21 protein-coding genes, 1 other RNA gene and 1 pseudogene are annotated in these 18238 nt (G+C 63.2%); 14 read left to right on the top strand and 9 right to left on the bottom strand.

Features of this window, described 5'->3' with window-relative positions:
• Positions 1-98 precede the first annotated feature (98 nt).
• Positions 99-890 carry a histidinol-phosphatase gene (hisN, locus tag B4383_RS17020; RefSeq protein ID WP_078292204.1) on the bottom strand — a complete coding sequence of 264 codons (792 nt, stop codon included), beginning with the start codon at positions 888-890 and terminating at the stop codon, positions 99-101.
• A gap of 23 nt (positions 891-913) precedes the next feature.
• Here hisN and B4383_RS17015 point away from each other — a divergent pair, with 23 nt between their 5' ends.
• Entirely contained in the window at positions 914-1429 is a 516-nt protein-coding gene (locus B4383_RS17015; protein WP_139360836.1) for a DUF3592 domain-containing protein, read from the top strand.
• Here B4383_RS17015 and B4383_RS17010 read toward each other — a convergent pair whose 3' ends face one another.
• From B4383_RS17010 to B4383_RS16995, 4 genes are all read right to left on the bottom strand, one after another.
• Entirely contained in the window at positions 1430-1888 is a 459-nt protein-coding gene (locus tag B4383_RS17010) for an SRPBCC family protein (RefSeq protein WP_176126567.1), read from the bottom strand. It lies immediately after the preceding gene.
• 11 nt (positions 1889-1899) lie between these two features.
• Positions 1900-3249 (bottom strand): FAD-dependent oxidoreductase, encoded by a 1350-nt coding sequence (locus B4383_RS17005; protein ID WP_078292200.1) that lies wholly within the window; start codon positions 3247-3249, stop codon positions 1900-1902.
• A 147-nt stretch (positions 3250-3396) separates the two neighbouring features.
• Positions 3397-5136, bottom strand: a complete 1740-nt coding sequence (locus B4383_RS17000; RefSeq protein ID WP_078292199.1) for an acyl-CoA dehydrogenase — start codon at positions 5134-5136, stop codon at positions 3397-3399.
• A gap of 78 nt (positions 5137-5214) precedes the next feature.
• A complete protein-coding gene (locus tag B4383_RS16995; RefSeq protein WP_078292198.1) occupies positions 5215-5880 on the bottom strand; it encodes a hypothetical protein in 666 nt (221 codons plus the stop codon).
• Between the two features lie 109 nt (positions 5881-5989).
• Here B4383_RS16995 and B4383_RS16990 point away from each other — a divergent pair, with 109 nt between their 5' ends.
• The 7 genes from B4383_RS16990 to smpB are packed head-to-tail and all read left to right on the top strand — an operon-like array spanning position 5990 to position 11632.
• A complete protein-coding gene (locus B4383_RS16990; protein ID WP_078292197.1) occupies positions 5990-6847 on the top strand; it encodes a helix-turn-helix domain-containing protein in 858 nt (285 codons plus the stop codon).
• A 56-nt stretch (positions 6848-6903) separates the two neighbouring features.
• Complete coding sequence (prfB, locus tag B4383_RS16985) at positions 6904-8007, top strand: peptide chain release factor 2 (RefSeq protein WP_078292195.1); 1104 nt, start codon at positions 6904-6906, stop codon at positions 8005-8007.
• The gene (locus B4383_RS16980; RefSeq protein ID WP_078292194.1) at positions 8000-9031 is read left to right on the top strand and encodes a mechanosensitive ion channel family protein; all 1032 of its coding nucleotides are present in this window, start codon (positions 8000-8002) and stop codon (positions 9029-9031) included. Before prfB ends, B4383_RS16980 begins: the two co-directional genes overlap by 8 nt.
• Entirely contained in the window at positions 9028-9492 is a 465-nt protein-coding gene (locus B4383_RS27185) for a hypothetical protein (protein ID WP_139360835.1), read from the top strand. The genes B4383_RS16980 and B4383_RS27185 overlap by 4 nt, the downstream gene beginning before the upstream one ends.
• Positions 9493-9538: 46 nt before the next feature.
• On the top strand, positions 9539-10228 hold the full coding sequence (gene ftsE / locus B4383_RS16970; protein ID WP_046254400.1) for a cell division ATP-binding protein FtsE: 690 nt from the start codon (positions 9539-9541) through the stop codon (positions 10226-10228).
• 12 nt (positions 10229-10240) lie between these two features.
• The gene (ftsX, locus tag B4383_RS16965) at positions 10241-11143 is read left to right on the top strand and encodes a permease-like cell division protein FtsX (RefSeq protein ID WP_078292190.1); all 903 of its coding nucleotides are present in this window, start codon (positions 10241-10243) and stop codon (positions 11141-11143) included.
• Positions 11144-11152: 9 nt separating this feature from the next.
• Positions 11153-11632, top strand: coding sequence for an SsrA-binding protein SmpB (gene smpB, locus B4383_RS16960; protein WP_078292187.1), 480 nt, complete (start codon positions 11153-11155; stop codon positions 11630-11632).
• 1 nt (position 11633) lies between these two features.
• On the opposite strand, the pseudogene B4383_RS26710 reads toward smpB, so the two are convergent.
• Positions 11634-11753: pseudogene (locus B4383_RS26710) on the bottom strand (hypothetical protein); the annotation flags it as partial.
• A 76-nt stretch (positions 11754-11829) separates the two neighbouring features.
• Complete coding sequence (locus tag B4383_RS16955) at positions 11830-12399, bottom strand: hypothetical protein (RefSeq protein WP_078292185.1); 570 nt, start codon at positions 12397-12399, stop codon at positions 11830-11832.
• 123 nt (positions 12400-12522) lie between these two features.
• On the opposite strand from B4383_RS16955, the gene ssrA reads away from it, so the two are divergent.
• The 6 genes from ssrA to B4383_RS16925 all read left to right on the top strand — a co-directional run bounded on the left by ssrA (position 12523) and on the right by B4383_RS16925 (position 17254).
• Positions 12523-12891: a transfer-messenger RNA gene (gene ssrA / locus B4383_RS16950) on the top strand.
• 292 nt (positions 12892-13183) lie between these two features.
• Positions 13184-14563, top strand: a complete 1380-nt coding sequence (locus B4383_RS16945) for an MBL fold metallo-hydrolase (RefSeq protein ID WP_078292182.1) — start codon at positions 13184-13186, stop codon at positions 14561-14563.
• Between the two features lie 62 nt (positions 14564-14625).
• Complete coding sequence (gene trxA / locus B4383_RS16940) at positions 14626-14997, top strand: thioredoxin (RefSeq protein WP_078292180.1); 372 nt, start codon at positions 14626-14628, stop codon at positions 14995-14997.
• Between the two features lie 247 nt (positions 14998-15244).
• A complete protein-coding gene (locus B4383_RS16935) occupies positions 15245-15970 on the top strand; it encodes a peroxiredoxin (protein WP_286144081.1) in 726 nt (241 codons plus the stop codon).
• 58 nt (positions 15971-16028) lie between these two features.
• Positions 16029-16442: a DUF302 domain-containing protein gene (locus tag B4383_RS16930; protein ID WP_078292178.1), complete on the top strand. Its 414-nt coding sequence runs from the start codon at positions 16029-16031 to the stop codon at positions 16440-16442.
• A 38-nt stretch (positions 16443-16480) separates the two neighbouring features.
• The gene (locus B4383_RS16925) at positions 16481-17254 is read left to right on the top strand and encodes a sulfite exporter TauE/SafE family protein (RefSeq protein WP_078292176.1); all 774 of its coding nucleotides are present in this window, start codon (positions 16481-16483) and stop codon (positions 17252-17254) included.
• Between the two features lie 25 nt (positions 17255-17279).
• Here the strand turns inward: B4383_RS16925 and B4383_RS16920 are convergent, their stop codons facing one another.
• Complete coding sequence (locus B4383_RS16920; protein ID WP_078292174.1) at positions 17280-17636, bottom strand: hypothetical protein; 357 nt, start codon at positions 17634-17636, stop codon at positions 17280-17282.
• Positions 17637-17726: 90 nt separating this feature from the next.
• A partial coding sequence (locus B4383_RS16915) for a class I SAM-dependent methyltransferase (RefSeq protein WP_078292171.1) occupies positions 17727-18238 on the bottom strand: 512 nt, incomplete at its 5' end.

Raw genomic sequence — 18238 nt, 5'->3', positions numbered from 1 at the left:
TACCTTACTCCGAAGTAAGAACCGTATCTTACTTAGCGGTAAGATCCGCACAAAACGAGGCCCAGATCGCATCGTGTTTCGGTGCACGAGCAGGGGTCTTAGGCGAGGGCGCGCAGCACCTCGTCATGCAGCAACCCGTTGGTCGCTACCGCACTGCCGCCATGCGGACCGGGCTCGCCGGCCAGGCTCGTGAACCGGCCGCCAGCCTCGCGGACCAAGATATCCAGCGGGGCCAGGTCCCACAACGAGACCTCGGGCTCGGCAGCGATATCGACCGCTCCCTCGGCCACCAGGCAATATGAGAAGAAGTCGCCGTATCCCCGGACCCGCCACACCTCGTCGGTCAGGTCGAGGAATCGATCGCGTTTCCCGCGATCCGCCCACCCCGACAGGCTGGAGAACGACAGGCTTGCCGACGCCAGTTGGTCGACTCCGGAGACGTGGATCGGTCGATCGTCACCCGACCCGACACGGCTGTGGGCGCCGAGCCCGGCGGCCGCCCACCACCGGCGGGACAGTGCCGGAGCGCTGATCACACCGACGACGGGTACGCCGTCCTCAAGTAACGCGATGAGCGTGGCCCAGATGGGGACCCCGCGCGCAAAGTTCTTGGTGCCGTCGATGGGATCGACCACCCATTGCCTACCCGTGAATACGGCCTCGCCGCCGTACTCCTCGCCGAGTACCGAATCCGCCGGGCGCGATCGATGCAGCAGCGAGCGCAGGACGGATTCCACCCCGGTGTCCGCGTCGGTCACCGGGGTCAGGTCGGGTTTGGTGTCCACCCGAAGATCGAGCGCGCCGAACCGCGACGTGGTGATTTCATCGGCGGCGTCGGCCAATTCGAGTGCCAGCCGACGGTCTTCGCGCAAGGACACGGTGGGCGTCATGCCTGCAGTCCTACCATGGACGTGTGTGGGAATTCCTGGTGCTACTGCTGATCGGCGGATCGCTCGTTTTCGTCATCATGCAGATGCGACGCGGTCGGCAGGCTCAACCCGGTATGAACGCGGCGGAAGGAACCCTGTTGGTGACCGGGGTCAGCCCCCGTCCTGAGGGGGTGACGGGCGGGCAGCTGGTCACCATCACCGGTGCCATCAATGGTCCGACGGTCGCCGAATACATCACCTACCGGCAGATTGTCCGTGACGTCAACAACTGGCCGCGCATTGGCGATCTGATTCCGGTGTTGTATTCGCCGAAGAATCCCGAACGTTGGGATGTGCTGCTGGCTCCGTCGGTTGGGCCAACGCCGCAGCAGTATCCGAGTGGGCCACCATCGATCGAAAACATCGATCCGGTGCCGCCACCGCCCCCGCCATCAACGCCGCCGCCACCTCCCGGACCTATTGGGGGGCCGTCATCAACCGAGGATCCGGCCAAAAAACACGAGCCGCCGCCGCGGTACTATGAGCCCCCGCCGCTGTAGCTACGTCGCCTGCAGAAAGTTCGCCAATGCGACGAGGCGATTCTCGGTCTCGCGCTTGAACATGCGCTCCGCGATGGGCTCGATGAACGCCGGCCGGCAGGCGAAGGTCATGGTGTAGGTCGCCAGAGACATCTCCTCGCGGTGATCGGCCGCGAGGTCGGTGTCGTCGCTGTCGATGGATTCATGGCGCAGCGACGCCGCCCACTTCGTGAAGAAGGGCGGTCTGGATTCGAGCTTGATCGCGGCCAGATGCGGAGGTTTGAACGTGACGTATCGGGTGCGAAACGAGTATCCGCCCAGGATCCAGCGTGCGGTGCAGACAGCGACCTTGCCGACGTCAGCCTTGCCGCCCTCCACGGAAGCGCGGCGTAGCAGGGTGTCCCATTCCAGCCGTCGGCCGTAATCGTGGATCAGGTCGAATGTGCGCTCGCAGCTGGCGGGTATTACCTGCGACACCACGATGTGGACTGTCACGGTTCGCCGTGTCGTCCGGTTGCGGCCAGCAGATCGGGCACCGTCTCCAGTTTCACGCGGGGGCGGCCCTGCGGTTCACCGGTGGCACGCTCCTGCGAATCAATGGTCAGCCAATCGGACTGAGACACGATGTGCGGTTCGTGGCCCAACAGCCATTCTTCCAGGGCGGCGGTATCGGGCGCGGCTCCCAAGTCGGCGGTGGCCACGTCGGCGAGCAAGGTGTCTACCGTCTCCTGTGAGTCGCTCTTGTTGGTTCCGATGACGCCGACCGGACCGCGTTTGATCCAGCCGACCACGTACTCGTTGTCGCGGCCCTCGATGCGTCCTGCGTTGTTGAGGATGACACCGCGCCGGGAATCGAAGGGCAGCCCGGGCACCTGAACTCCGCGATAACCAATGGCGCGTACCACCAGGTGGGTGGGCAGCGTCTCGCGTTCACCTGTGTCACGGGCGACGATGTATCCGTCTTCGTCAACGAGTTCGTTGCGGCCCAGCGTGATTGATTCCACCTCGCCGTCGCCATGTAGCTCGATGGGGGAGGTGCGGAACCGGAACACCACCCGGCGATGGCCCTCGGTGTGCGGTCGCTCCGAGAACTTGCGCAGGGTGCCGATGTTGGTGCGGGTGGGCTTGGGTGCGGCCGCCAATTGTTCATCGGTGATGCCAGCCAGGTCTTCGGGATCCACCACGACGTCGACGCCCGGCAGTTCACCCATCTCGCGCAGCTCCAGCGGGGTGAAGGTGGCCTGCAGTGGTCCGCGTCGTCCGATGATCACAACCTCACGGATCGCGTTGTGGTCCAAGGAGTCCAGCGCGCGGTCGGCGATGTCGGTGGTGTGCAGCGACTCCGGATCCATGCCCAGGATGCGTGCGACGTCCAGTGCCACGTTGCCGTTCCCGACGACCACGGCGCGCTTGCCCGAGAGGTCAACCGACACCTTCTGATGCGTGGGATTGGCGTTGTACCAACCCACCACGTCGACGGCGGCGATGCAGCCCGGCAGTTGGTCGCCCGGGATGCCCAGGGGCTTGTCGGACTGGGCTCCGACCGCGTAGATCACCGCGTCGTAGCGCGACGCCAACTCCTCGGCGGTGATCTGCACTCCCACTTCGATGTTGCCGAAGAATCGGAAACGCGGATGCGTCGCCGTCTTCTCGAACACCGCACTGACCGACTTGATCTTGGGGTGGTCCGGAGCCACCCCGGACCGAACCAAACCCCAAGGGGTCGGGAGCATTTCGAGCATGTCGACATGCACGTCGAAATCAGAGTGTTTGAGCAGCGATCCGGCGGCAAAGAAGCCCGAGGGCCCCGCACCGACGATGGCGACATGAACGGCGCGCACCCTCGTACGTCCTTATCTGCCCGACAGGGGGCAGCGGCTGTCGTCGGCTATGGGCTGGCCGACAGGGGGCTGGCCGCGGTCCTGTGCGGACGGGTTACCCCACCGATGCTAGCGACGGTTCCGAGGGTGCGCGGGTAGACCTGCGGACTAGGCCCGCATTTCGTACACGCCGGACAGCGCCTCGACTCGATTCCAAATCGCATCGAAGCGTTCGGAATTGAATACCGGTTCTGAAATAACGTCCTTGGCCCACTGCCGTTGCGTCGCGGTGGCCTCGCGCTTGCCGATCAGATCGACCGCGTACTGCGAGAAGTCCCGGTTGAGGATCTCGAAGATCTGGTCGATGAGCTGCTCGTCGGCACCCCGCAGCTTGGCCTGCTCGAGGATCAGACCGCCGTAGACCACGAGGGTGAACAGCTCGCCGATGCTCAACTGCAGATCCAGTCCGGCGGTCTTGATGGCGTCCTTCTCCGCGGCCACCAGGGTGGCCAGTGCCTCGGCGCGCTCGGTGAAGGCCGCGACATTGGGAATGCCTGCGTTCTCCGCGAACGGCTTGCGCCAATCGTGGAACTGGACCTTGCCCAGACCGCTGGCTGGACCCTGGTTGAAGAGGAACTCGTCGTCGCGCGCTTCCAGCTGCACTCCGGGGACCGGGAGGTCCTGCGAATGGTGCAGGTAGGCGGGCATGAACTTGAGGATCAGTGCCAGGTTGACGGCCACCGTGCCCTCAAGCTTGGGCAGCCCCGCCACGTCGATACGTGCCGCGGTGGTGTAGGTCTCGGCCTCGAATGCCTTGGCCGACATGACATCCCCCAGTAACGCCAGTACCTTCTCGGCCTCGGTGGTGGCCTTCATCTTGGTGACCGGGTTGAACAGCAGGTAGCGCCGGTCCTCGGGGCTGGCGGTACGGAAGTAGTCCACGGCACGCTCGCTGAACAGCTTCATGCCCATCAACCGGGCATAGGCATCCACGAACTCGCGGCGCACATGGTCGAACTTGGTGACCGGGTTGCCGTACAGAATGCGGTTGTGCGCGTGGGTGACGGACTCGTACAGAGCGTGTGTCGAGAGGCCGATGCCGCCGAAGCATAGGTTGAACTTGCCGATGTTGACGGTGTTGAGTGCCGCGCTGAAGGCGTCCGCGCCGACATGCAGGATGTCGTCTTCGCTCACCGGGTAGTCGTTGAGCTCGAACTCGGCGACATACATCTGGGACGGCACGACATTCTTGATCACCGTGTAGTTGGGGTGCTCGCTGTCGGCGAGGAAGAAGACGTATTGGTCCAGGCCGTCGCGGCCCTGAACGCGGCCGAACACCGAGACGATGCGGGCGCAGTTGCCGTTGCCGATGTAGTACTTGCGACCGGAGGCCTTGTATCCCCCGCCTTCGACGGGGGTGAGTACTAGGTCGGTGGAGTAGATGTCGGCGCCGTGGGCCTGCTCGGACAGGCCGAAGGCCGCCACGGCACCGCCGTCAAGCAGGTCGGCGGCACGCTTGCGGGGGTCGGTGTTGGTGCTCTGCCACACCGGTCCGAGCCCGAGCACTGTCACCTGCCACGGGTACCAGTAGTTGAGGCCGTAGAAGCCGAGGATCTCGGAGAGCTTGGCCACGCGGGCGGTGTCCCAGCGCTTGTCGGCGTTCCCGGCGCCGTCGGCGGCCGGGGTGAGGAAGGTGGCGAACAGTTTCTCGCGCGCCGCGAAGTCCAGGAAGTCCTGGTAGAAGACCTTGTCGACATAGTCCTTGAGTAGGCGGGTTTTCCCGCGTTCTTCGAACCAATCGACGGTTGCCTTCAGGAGCCGACGTGTCTCGCCGTCGAATTCGGCGAAGTCGTCCTGGGTGGGGTGAAGCAGTTCGGTCTTGGGCGCAGTTCTAAGTTCCTGACTCACGGTCAGGAACTTACCAGTGCGTCAGTTTGGATAGGGAGGGACGGGAAACTGAACGCTCGGTGCACAACTGTCGGATCGTCAGTTGACGCCGCGGACGCTGCGGCAATCCGGCTGATCAAGTTCGTGAAGACACTGACGGTGCCGTCGCCGTCCGAGCCGGGCCAGGGCCATCAGTGCGAGGTCGTCGGCGTCCATCGCGGGCCGGTGCGGCACGTAATCGTCGAACAGGGCCACCTCGACGCCTTGCCTGTGCAGGTCGTCGCGGATGCCCGTCGTGAACGTTGAATCGGCTCCGCGAGGCTGAGTGTGGTGCGCCATCCCTCGCGTTGCCAACGATCTCACCATGATGACGCCGCCTTGACCGCGGTCGGCGATTCTGTGTCCGAATCGATGGCACAGGTAGAGCGTCCGCATTCGATTCAGGTCGGATTCGCCGAAACGGCTGCTGCCGGTGTCCTCGTCGGTGACGCACACCAACAGGCCCACGTCGATGTCGTCGGTGGCACCGGCGAGCTCCCCGGTGAAGACGTCGGGCGAAGTGGTGCGCACGCTGACCCCGGCGGTCACTGCCAGCGTGTACGCGTCGGCCCTGCCGCCATGCGCTGCCAGGACGATGTTGATGCCGTTCGCCGCGATATGGCGCGCGAATGCGGTCGCTGTTTCTGTCTCTCCGGCCGCAATAACGGCCCACGGGCCGTACCGTGATCTTGGTAGTGCGGCTAGCTGTTTTCCAAAGGAATGCATGGATCAATCCACCGGGTAGCTAGTAGTTGATTATTGTATGTCTTTATCGGATTTGATATATCAAATCCGATAGCAAATCGTAGCACTCTGCTACCAGATTGGGACGCGAATGACGAAGCCCGCACCCGCTGTTGTGCGGGCCACGCAGATCTTGGATCACTTGGCGGCACGACCCACCCAACCCAGATCGATGACCGAGATCGCCGAAGCGGTGGGTGTCAATGCGGCATCCACTCTCGCGATACTTCAGGCGCTGACGGACGCGGGCTTTCTGGAGCGCCATCCCCGGCATAAGACGTACTCGATAGGTCCGGCGCTACTTATCGGCGGTCATGCGGCGCGTGCGCGCTTCGCCATCGCCGCGGCGGCGGACCGCGAGGTCGCAGAGCTTGCAGACCACTTTGCCGCGCTGGCCACGATGGCGATGGTCATCGGCGACGATGTGGCGGTCATCTCGTCGTCGGGACGTTCCTCGACGGGGGTCGGCTATCCCGTCGGTAGCCGTGTCCGTTTGGCGGCCCCGGCGGGGATCATCTTCATGGCATGGGCTGAGGATTCCCTGGTTCGGCGATGGCTGGAAAACGCCGGAGCGAGGGTGTCTGATTCGCGATGGGTGCGCGTCTCGGCCATGTTGGCGCGGGTGCGTGCAGACGGGTTCTATGTCGCGCGCCAGAGCATGTATGTGGATCAGTACTACTCACTCGCCAGTGCGCTGGCGGGAGGGCGCCGCCAAGCTGACCAGCGAACTCTTGATCTCATGGTGGACATGATGAGCGAACCAGCCGACTTGGCCGAGCCGTGCCGGATCGGGTTCTTGGGTGTTCCCGTCTTCGGCGATGACGGCGAGGTGGTAGCGGTTCTCGGCGCGCTGGGGCCACCGGAATTGATGGACCGCGCGGCGGTATTGGAGGCCGCGATTCGTCTGGGTCATTCCGCCGATCACATCCGCGCGGCGACGCGCGGGTAGGGGTGATCTATCGGGTCGGAATGTTGTGCTCCGGCAGCCCGGTAGCCTGAACTGTTGTGGATCTGGACTGCCAAGCCGACATCGCTGACCTCGACACGACTCTCACCACGGTGGAGCGGGTGCTCGACGTCGACGGCCTGCGCGCCCGGATCAAGACGCTCGAAGAAGCCGCCGCCGACCCGAACCTGTGGGATGACCAGGCGCGTGCCCAGCAGGTGACGAGCCAGCTCTCGCACGCGCAGGGTGAGCTGCGGCGCGTCGAAGCACTCCGGCAGCGGCTCGATGATCTGCCGGTGCTTTACGAGCTCGCTGAGGAAGGTGAAGACGCCTCGGTGGTGGCGGAGGCCGATGCCGACCGCGCCAAGCTGCGCGAGGACATCGAAGCCATGGAGGTCCGGACGCTGCTGTCGGGTGAATACGACGAGCGCGAGGCCGTGGTCACCATTCGATCCGGCGCCGGCGGTGTGGACGCCGCGGACTGGGCCGAGATGCTCATGCGCATGTACATCCGCTGGGCCGAGGCGCACAAGTATCCGGTCGAGGTGTTCGACACCTCCTATGCGGAGGAGGCGGGTATCAAGAGCGCGACGTTCGCCGTGCACGCTCCCTTCGCCTACGGCACGCTGTCGGTGGAGCAGGGCACACACCGGCTGGTGCGCATCAGCCCGTTCGACAACCAGAGTCGGCGCCAGACCTCGTTCGCCGATGTCGAGGTGCTCCCGGTGGTGGAGACGACTGATCACATCGACATCCCCGAAGGCGATCTGCGCGTTGACGTTTACCGATCGAGCGGACCGGGTGGCCAGTCGGTGAACACCACCGACTCGGCGGTGCGGCTCACGCACATTCCGACGGGGATCGTCGTCACCTGCCAGAACGAGAAGTCGCAGCTGCAGAACAAGGTCGCGGCGATGCGCGTGCTCCAGGCCAGGCTGCTGGAGCGTAAGCGGCTCGAGGAGCGCGCCGAGATGGATGCGCTCAAGGGCGATGGCGGCAGCTCATGGGGCACTCAGATGCGCTCCTATGTCCTGCAGCCCTACCAGATGGTGAAAGACCTGCGTACCGAGTACGAGGTAGGCAACCCAGCGGCGGTGCTCGACGGCGACATCGACGGATTCCTCGAGGCGGGCATTCGGTGGCGCAATAGGCGAGATGACTAGCGCCGCCGAGTTCAACGCGGCGGGGCTTCGTCTCGAAGAGCGCTGGAACACCCTGTGGTCCAGCGAGGTTGGTCGCTGGTTACTCGACAGTGGCCTGCAGATCGTCATCGCCGTCTTGGGCGCGATGATCCTTGTCCGCTTCATCAACTGGGGCGCGCACAAGATCACCCGCCGGCTGGACCGCTCGTTCACGCAGAGCGACGCATTGGTGCGCTCCGAAGCCAGTAAGCACCGGCAGGCGCTCGCCTCCGTCGTCTCCTGGATCGTCGTGGTGCTGGTCGTTGTCGTCACCACCGTGCACGTCGTTGGGGTACTGGGCATTTCGATAGGCGGGCTCGCGGGTCCGGCCGCCGTGCTGGGTGGTGCGCTCGGTTTCGGCGCCCAGCGCGTCGTCCAGGACCTGCTGAGCGGATTCTTTCTCATCACCGAAAAGCAGTACGGCTTCGGCGATCTGGTGGAGCTGTACGTGCAGGGGCAGACCACCGAGTCCCGGGGGACTGTCGAGGAGGTCACCCTGCGGGTTACCAAGTTGCGTTCGAGTGAGGGCGAGGTCATCACCATTCCGAACGGGTTGATCGTCAAGGCGGTCAACCTTTCCAAGGATTGGGCGCGCGCGGTCGTCGATATCCCCGTGCCGACGAGCGTGGACCTGGCCCGGGTCAATGATGTGTTGTACGACGTCTGCCAGCAGGCTCTGGTGGATCGCGATCTGTCTCAGCTGCTGCTCGATGCCCCGTCGCTGATGGGTGTGGAGAGCATCGAGGTGGACCGGGTCAACGTGCGCATGGTGGCGCGGTCGCTGCCCGGTAAGCAGTTCGAGGTGGGTCGGCGGCTACGCGCCAAGGTGATCGCGGCGCTGGCCAAGGCGGGCGTGGCGCTGGTGGGGGACAGTCGCCCGGTGGTGCGCACCATGTCGTCGTCGAGCTCCGGAGAGCTCAAACGGGACGTCAGACGCGAGGAGGCTCGCGGCGAGGGTGTTGACACCAAGCCGCAACCGATCGTGAAGGACGAGGATCTCACATGAGCGAACCCCGCCAGGAACCGTTGTGGGAGAAGCTCCTGTCCTGGGGAACCAAGATCAGAGCAAAGGCTAGGTTCCGAACCTCGACGGCTGTGCTGATTCTCGCGTTCGTCGCGGCAAGCTGGCTCTACGAAATCAACAAGCCGGAGCCCGCGCCGCCACAGCCGCCTCCCGGATACACCTGGGTGCCCGCGCCCAGCGTCACCACGACCGCGCCGCGGCCCGTGCCGAGCACCACCAGGCGTCCGGTCACCACGACGCCGCCCACCACGACCACGACGACGGAGCCGACGAACACCATCGTCACGACATTCCCGACGTTGACGCCCAGCGGAACACCGCCGACACCCCCGACGACGACCCCGCCTCAGCCGCCCGGATGGTTGCCTCCCTGGGTGGTCCCGCCGCAGCTTCCGCCACTGCCGGGTGCGCCTCCTCCGGCGCCCGCGACCCCCGCGCCGTAGTGCGCCCTCACGGTCGTCACGGGTTTCCCGACTAGACTGGCGTGCCGTGATCAGCCTCGACAAGGTAACCAAGCTCTACAAATCGTCGGCTCGGCCCGCGTTGGACAACGTGAGCCTCGAGATCGACAAGGGTGAGTTTGTGTTCCTCATCGGTCCTTCGGGTTCGGGTAAGTCGACATTCATGCGGCTGCTGCTGGGCGAGGAGCTGCCCACCAAGGGCGAAATCCAGGTTTCCAAGTTCCATGTGAACAAGCTGCGCGGCCGCGAGATCCCGCACCTTCGGCAGACGATTGGCTGTGTGTTCCAGGACTTCCGGCTACTCCAGCAGAAGACGGTGTACGAGAACGTGGCCTTCGCGTTAGAGGTGATTGGCAAGCAGACGGACATCATCAACCGCATCGTTCCCGAGGTGCTGGAGATGGTGAACCTGACCGGCAAGGCCAGCCGGTTGCCCTCGGAGCTGTCCGGTGGCGAGCAGCAGCGCGTCGGCATCGCGCGCGCGTTCGTCAACCGTCCGCTGGTGCTGCTGGCCGACGAGCCGACCGGGAACCTGGACCCGGAGACCAGCGAGGACATCATGGCGCTGCTGGAGCGGATCAACCGCACCGGTACTACCGTGCTGATGGCGACCCACGACCATCACATCGTCGACTCGATGCGCCAGCGCGTGATCGAGTTGGAACTGGGCAAGCTGATCCGCGACGAGCAGCGCGGTGTCTACGGGGTAGATAGGTAAGTGGAATAGAACATGCGTTTTGGATTCCTGTTCAACGAGGTCCTCACCGGCCTGCGCCGCAACGTGACGATGACGGTGGCGATGATCATCACGACCGCCATCGCGATCGGGTTGTTCGGTGGTGGTCTGCTGGTGATATCGCTTGCCAAGAACTCGAAGGCCATCTACTTGGACCGTGTGGAGACGCAGATCTTTCTCACCGAGGACCTGTCGGCCAGCGACACCAACTGCAGTAGCGATATCTGCAAAAGCCTGCGCGACGAGATCGAGAAGCGTTCCGACATCAAGTCGGTGCGTTTCGTGAACCGTGAGGACGCGTACGCGGACGCCGAGAAGCGGCTGCCACAATTCCGGGACTTGATGAAGGACGTGAGTAAGGACGCGTTCCCCGCCTCCTTCATTGTCAAGCTCAAGAACCCGGAGACGCACGCGGATTTCGATGAGTCTTTCGTCGGCAAGCCCGGTGTGAAGGGCGTGCTCAATCAGAAGGATCTGATCGATCGCTTGTTCGCGGTCCTGAACAGCCTGCGTGATGCGGCGTTCATGATCGCGCTGGTGCAGGCCGTCGGTGCGGTTCTGTTGATCGCCAACATGGTTCAGGTCGCCGCATATACGCGGCGCACCGAAGTGGGCATCATGCGGTTGGTGGGGGCCACTCGTTGGTACACACAATTGCCGTTCCTGTTGGAGGCGGTGATCGCTGCCCTTGCCGGTGTATTGCTGGCGGTGATCGGTCTGATCGTGGCGCGGGTGACCATCCTCAACGGGGCGCTGGAACAGTTCATTCAGGCCAACCTGATTGCCCCGATCACCTACGGGGATGTGTTCCTCGCGTCGATTCAGATGGCCGCGCTAGGCATTCTGCTGGCCGGGGTGACCGCATATGTGACTTTGCGTCTGTATGTGCGTAGATAGGTCCTGGCGATGAGTAAAAAACCAACCGACGGGCGCCAGATCATCGCGTCCAATCGCAAGGCGCGGCACAACTATTCGATTCTCGATGTGTACGAGGCCGGGGTGCAGCTGGTGGGCACCGAGGTCAAGAGCCTGCGTGAGGGCAAGGCCTCCCTGGTGGATGCGTTCGCCACCGTCGACGACGGCGAGGTCTGGTTGCGCGCGTTACATATCCCGCAGTACGACCACGGCACCTGGACCAACCATGCGCCGCTGCGGAACCGGAAGCTGTTGCTGCACAGAGCGCAGATTGATCAGCTGGTCGGCAAGATTCGCGATGGCAACCTCACGCTGGTGCCGTTGTCGCTGTACTTCCTGGACGGCAAGGTCAAGGTGGAATTGGCCTTGGCGCGCGGTAAACAGTCGCACGACAAGCGTCAGGACCTGGCCAAGCGGGACGCCACCCGCGAGATCACCCGTGAACTGGGGCGTCGCGCAAAAGGCATGTAGCTCACACGGATTCGAGGACGGTGGCCGGTTGGTGCCTGCGCTGGCGTTCGACGGTGATCAGGTAGAAGACCCACGCGAAACTCGTGAAGAGGCTCGAGACGAAGTAGAGCCATGGGCGCCGAGCCCTTCGCGCCGAGACCGAGGTTGTGGCGGATTCGTCTCGCATCTTTTCGCCACAACCTCGGTCTCGGCGATCGCTAGAAGGCGCGGCTGCCGATTGGGGATAGCACGAATCCGTGCGGACTGTCGCCGGTGAAGTTGGTGGGCAGTATGCAGATCGTCTCGCGCTGATCGCTCACGCCGCACGTGATCATCTTGTTGGTGGACTTGAGGCTGTAGGTGATCTTCTGGCCGGCGGTCAGCGGGCGATAGGCGCTGGGGTCGATGGGCGCCGGGCCTGCCGGTGAGGCGTCGGGCCGCGCGACAATCTCCTGCTGGCCTAGGTCGGGCATGTGGGTCAGGCTGCCGGCCGGGGTATTGAGCGACACCGCGGCGATGTTCTCGTCGCCCGGGACGCCGGGGAGCTTGCCCCAGCACGTGCCCTCGAGACCGGTGGCCCGGGAGTTCGAGGTGATGCGGCAGCGCAGGCCGTCCGGGGTGAGGAACTGCACACCCGTCGTGGCGTATGCGGAGTACGTCTCATAGGCGGTGGGCTCGACCGGTGCGTAGCCGTCAAGGTTGGGTACCGACGGATCCGCAGACGCCTGAGCAGCGAATACGGTCGCGCTGGCCATAGCGGCGGCGTAGGTACTCAGCAGCATGCGCATGGTGGTAACTCCCCAAGATTCGGCGATTTCCCGCACGTTACCGTGGCATGGCCGGGTAATTCGGTGGCTTCGTAGATCTGCGGCGGTAGGATGGAGTGTCCCACCGAGGGTCGGCGGGATGACGGGGCTGAAAGGTTTCGACAGCGAGTCTCGACTTAAGGGAAGCGTGCCGGTGCAGGCAAGAGACCACCGTAAGCGTCATTGCAACCAATTAAGCGCCGATTCTCATCAGCGCGACTACGCACTCGCTGCCTAAGCGACTGCGTGTCTGTCAGACCGGGACCTCCCGCGGCCCGGACCCTGGCATCAGCTAGCGGGATCAACCGGTGGTTTCGGCCGCGGAAGCCACCGGGACATCAAACAGCGGCTGGGATCGTCATCTCGGCTTGTTCGCGGGACCGAGAGATCCAAGTAGAGGCATAGCGAACTGCGCACGGAGAAGCCTTAATGAACGGCCGTTGGACCCGGGTTCAATTCCCGGCAGCTCCACAAGTGAAGACCCCCCGAATTTCGGGGGGTCTTCGTGTTTGGGAATGGCCGTCGTTACGAGAACGGCCTAGAGCCGGTGAGACGCTGCCTGGTGCTTAGGTTCCTTTCGGCAGGGGCTGGCGGTGACGAAAGCCTCTGAGATCGAGAATACCGGCGGGGGTATGTTTCGGTTGAAAGAACGGGAGTACCACCGGTATTGCCGAGGAGGAAATAAGAATGCCCCCGCGGCGGTTCATATACCCATACGGGTATAGGTAAGGGTGCGCGCTCCGGTATCGAGAGAAAGAAGGCCGCGATGATCCTGAAGCAGTACTATCTAGCCTGCCTCTCCCACGCTTCGTACCTGGTTGGTGACGAAACCACCGGCCGCGCAGTCGTTATCGACCCGCAGCGTGACGTGGCCGAGTATGTCGCAGACGCAAAAAAGCACGGTTTGACCATTGAACTAGTCATCGAGACTCACTTTCACGCGGACTTCTTGTCCGGCCACCTCGAGCTTGCGAAGGCGGCCGGTGCCAAGATCGTCTATTCCTCGGTCGCCGAGACCGAGTTTGAGTCGATGGGTGTCGCCGATGGCGAACAGTATTCGCTCGGCGACGTTACGCTGGAGTTCCGCCACACACCCGGGCATACCCCGGAGTCGATGAGCGTGGTCCTCTACGAGCACGCAGGCGACACCGTGCCTTGCGGGGTGATGACTGGGGACACCCTATTCATAGGAGACGTGGGTCGACCCGACCTGCTGGCGTCTATTGGCTTCACCCGCGACGAGCTCGCCGACAAGCTCTACGACTCGCTGCATGACAAGCTGATGACGTTGCCTGATGAGACCCGGGTGTACCCCGCCCATGGCGCGGGCTCGGCGTGCGGCAAGAACCTTTCCACGGACCTGTGGTCGACGATGGGGGACCAGAAGGCGACGAACTACGCGCTGCGGGCACCTGACAAAGCGACCTTTATGAACCTTGTCACCGAGGGGCAACCTCCCGCGCCAGGCTACTTCGTCTACGACGCGATCCTCAACCGTAAGAACCGCGGGCTGTTAGACGAGGGCAAGATGCCCACGGCGATGTCCTATGACCAGGTCCGTGCGGCGATCGAGGGCGGTGCTGTCCTGGTGGACGGCCGCACCCCCGAGGAGTTCGCTCAGGGTCATTTGCGCCACGCGATCAACATCGGACTGGAAGGGCGCTACGCCGAGTTCGCGGGCTCCGTGGTGCCATCTGATGTGGATATTGTTCTGTTCACCGAGCCCGGTCAGGAGCTCGAAGGGAAGAATCGTTTGGCCCGCATTGGGTTTGACCGGGTGATCGGCTACGTGGCAGAGCCCTACCAGGTGATGTTCGCTCACCGCGGCGACGTCCAGATGGCATCGAGGTTGACGGCCAAGTCATTTGACGAGCGCGCCTCGCGAATCGCAGACCTGCAGATTATCGACGTTCGTAACCAGGGGGAGGTGGAGGCCGGATCCATCCCGAATGCGATTTCGATCCCCGTAGGCCAACTGCCGACTCGGCTAGTGGAGCTTGACGCTACCAAGCCGACGGTCGTCTATTGCGCAGGTGGTTATCGGTCGTCGGTTGCGGCAAGCCTGTTGCGGCAGAACGGTTTCGTCGATGTGAGCGACATCCTGGGCGGTTTCGGCGCCTGGGAGGAAGCCGCGCAGAACGCCTGACCGAACGTGATGTTCAAGGGATTGGTCTAGTAGTTCGATTGCTACATAAGAAAGGACTCTCAATGGCAATTAAAAATCTGACCGCCGCCGATTTCGAGGCGACAGTTATCGCCAGCCCCATCGTGATCATCGATTTCTGGGCCTCGTGGTGCGGGCCGTGCCGCGCGTTCGCTCCGGTCTTCGATCGCTCGTCGCAGCGACACCCCGACGTCGTGCACGCCAAAGTGGACACCGAAGCCCAGCCCGATATAGCGGCTGCTGTGGAAATCCAGGCGATCCCGACGATCATGGCGTTTCGAGACGGCGTCCTTGTCTACCGTCGGCCCGGTGCTATGCCGGCGGCTGCCCTGGAAGACCTCATCGCCAGGATCAAGGCCCTCGATATGGCAGAGGTCCGCGACAAGGTCGTCGCCAAAGATGCTCCATCTAGATAAATCAGCTCGCCCCGATCCGTTGAGGACGCAACAATGTGCTATCCCGAGGAATGTCGCCGTTTGGCGAAGTCGGTTGGGGTTGGGTGCGGCCATCACGTCGATGACGTGATGCGCTCGATACCCCGCCGCAAAGACGTACCTGCGGAAGGGATTCCGCATAGCAGCAAGCCTTTGCGCTGCCCCTGACTCCTGAGGCGGCGAGATGAAGTCTGGTCGAGATGAACAAACATCAACAAGAGGAACCCGCATGACTACTACCGAAATCGCCGCCGCCGCGACCAACATGCCGCGAATCGGTGACCCGGCACCGAAATTCACTGCACAAACGACCCAGGGCCGGATCAACTTCCCAGCCGACTATGCGGGAAAATGGGTCATCTTCTTCTCCCACCCCGCCGACTTCACCCCAGTGTGTACCAGTGAGTTCATCACGTTCGCGAGTATGCGGGATCAGTTCGCTGCCTACCACACGGAGCTGGTCGGGCTATCGGTCGATGGGCTCTACAGCCACATCGCATGGCTACGAACCATCAAGGAGAAGATCACCTACCGCGGCATGAAGGACGTCGAGGTTTCGTTCCCGCTGATCGAAGACGTCTCGATGGAGATCGCCCGCAAGTACGGGATGATCATGCCGGGCGAGGATTCGACAAAGGCTGTCCGGGCGGTGTTCGTCGTAGATCCCGAAGGCACGATTCGCGCGATCATCTACTACCCCCTTAGTCTCGGCCGCAACTTCGACGAGCTGCTGCGCGTCATCCAAGCCCTGCAGACAGCCGACCACTTCTCAGTAGCGACGCCAGCGGACTGGCGCCCGGGCGATCCTGTCATCGTCCCGCCTGCGGGCTCGTGCGGCATCGCCAATGAGCGGATGGACGGCCACGTCGACGGTATCGAGTGTGAGGACTGGTTCTTCTGCACAAAAACTATCTCGGCGCAAGAGGTCGAGTCCGCTATACGTGGGGCCAACTAGGACATAGGAACTCCATCGTGAGGAGGATCGACCCGCGGGACTGTGAAGGGAGTTGGACATGGCACTGGCTTTGTCGGCCACGCTAAGCGCCTCTTTTGAGGAGGCTGTGGAAATGACCCGAAAGGCGCTGTCTGGGGAGGGTTTCGGAGTCCTTACCGAGACTGACGTTAAGGCTACGCTGAAGGCGAAGTTGGGCGAAGACATGGAGAACTATCTAATCCTCGGGGCGTGCAACCCGGTACTGGCGCACCGCGCGATCAACGTGGACCGACAGATCGGGTTGTTGTTGCCATGCAACGTGGTAGTGCGATCAGACCCCAGCGACGACGGGGTCGTGATCGTGGAGGCGATGGACCCTCAGATCATGGTTCAGGTGGCTGATCGGCCAGGCTTGCGCGAGGTCGCCGACGCAGCCGCCATCAAGCTCAGGGCGGCAATCGCCGCGTTATCTCACACCCCACTGGCGAACTAATCGAAGTCCCGCGATTTGCGGGCGAGAATCGAACCAAAGTGAGCATCGGAATTGCCCTCGCACTCGGTGCCGTCATCGGCGTGCTGCTGGGCTTGCTCGGCGGCGGCGGGTCAATTCTGGCAGTGCCAGCGTTGGTCTACGTGTTGGGGCTCGGTATCGAACAGGCGATTCCGATATCCCTAATCGTAGTCGGTATCGGCTCGGCGGTCGGTGCGCTTCCGAAGGTACGCACAAACCAGGTGCAGTGGCCACTGGCCGGGATCTTCGCCGCGGCTGGTATACCCGCCACCTTCCTCGGCGCGGCCATCGGCAAGCACCTGCCGCAACCGATCCTCCTCATCGGCTTCGCATTGGTGATGGTCGTGGCCGGAATTCGGATGCTCCAGGACAATGGGAGTACCGGCACCGCCTGCACGGTCGGTGACTCCGGCATCAACTGGCGCCGCTGTGCACCGCGATCTATCTCGGCAGGGTTACTTGTAGGTCTGTTGACAGGGCTGTTTGGTGTCGGCGGCGGCTTTCTAATCATCCCGGCGTTGGTGCTGTTACTCGGAGTCGAGATGCCGATCGCCGTCGGTACTTCGCTGCTGATCATCGTCGCCAACTCTGCCGCCGGTGTCGTCGTCCATCTGGGCGGTGCCAGCATCGATTGGTCGATCACCACGGCATTCGTCGGCACCGCGATCCTTGGCTCGCTTATCGCGGGCCACGTCGGCACCAAGCTGGATACCGGTCGACTTCAGCGCTGGTTCGCATACTTCGTGTTTGCCGTAGCGGCCTACGTATTGACTGACACAGTCTTCCTCCGTTAGCAGCACTGGCGACGCGGCGGTCGCTCTACTTTGCCGCGCGTTTGCATGCCACCGTGATGTAGGCGATCTGGTGGTCCACGTCATGGCTCCACGTAACCCCTCCGCGGGTACCGGCGCCGTCGCCGACGCCGCCACCTGCCTTGGACTGCGTGGTGGTATCCGCCCACACTGCCGGGCCGATCCGCGTGCCGACAACCGATCCGGCGTCCAAGGGGCAGTTGCCGATTCGCTCGTACTGAACTTTATAGCCCTGTGATTGGAGTTGTGCGCCGAGTTCGCTGGGTGTCTGAGGGGATTTGGGTCCCGCAGATGCGGGCGGCGCGTACAGCAATGCGAGCGAAGTGCACGCCGCGGCCGTCAGGCCGAGGGTAGATTTGGACATGCCACACCTTCCTGGAGTGGTTCTGAAGGCGTTGGCGGCGGGAGAATTTGGCGAGACGACCGCCGCCAACGTTTCTGTGAGATTGCACCGTTACGCACAACGGCAGCTGAGCTCCATGCATTCCCCGATGGGTGACGCCACGCTTACGTAGCCGTTCTCTGGGGTACGGATGTACTCCAGATATGGCTTGCTGCTTTCGAATCCGACGTTGTCGGCGATGACGAGCGCGCCCGGCGCCAGCTTGTCCTCGAGGATCTTGAGAATGGGCAAGTCGAGGTCGGGCCAGCCGTCGAGCAGCAGAAACTCGATCGGTCCGTGGATTGTCTTCAGCGTCTCGCGGGCATCACCCTCCAGGATGGTGATGAGGTCGGACACCCCGGCCTCGGTGAAGGTCGCGCGTGAGGCGGCGATCTTCGCGGTGTTCATTTCCGTGGTGATGATCCGGCCAAAGCCGTTGTCGCGAACGGCGGCGGCCGAATGCAGGGTCGAGATCCCGTACGACAGGCCGTACTCGACGATGGTCTTGGGCTTGGTGGCACGGACCAGGCTGTAGAGGAGCCGTCCTGCATCGGGTGCGACGGGCACATAGATGTTCTGGAACA

The organism is Mycobacterium sp. D16R24 (genome assembly GCF_002013385.1).
Taxonomy (GTDB): Bacteria; Actinomycetota; Actinomycetes; order Mycobacteriales; family Mycobacteriaceae; genus Mycobacterium.
The sequence above is the reverse complement of the archived record's forward strand: the minus strand, read 5'-3'. Positions and strand labels throughout refer to the sequence as shown.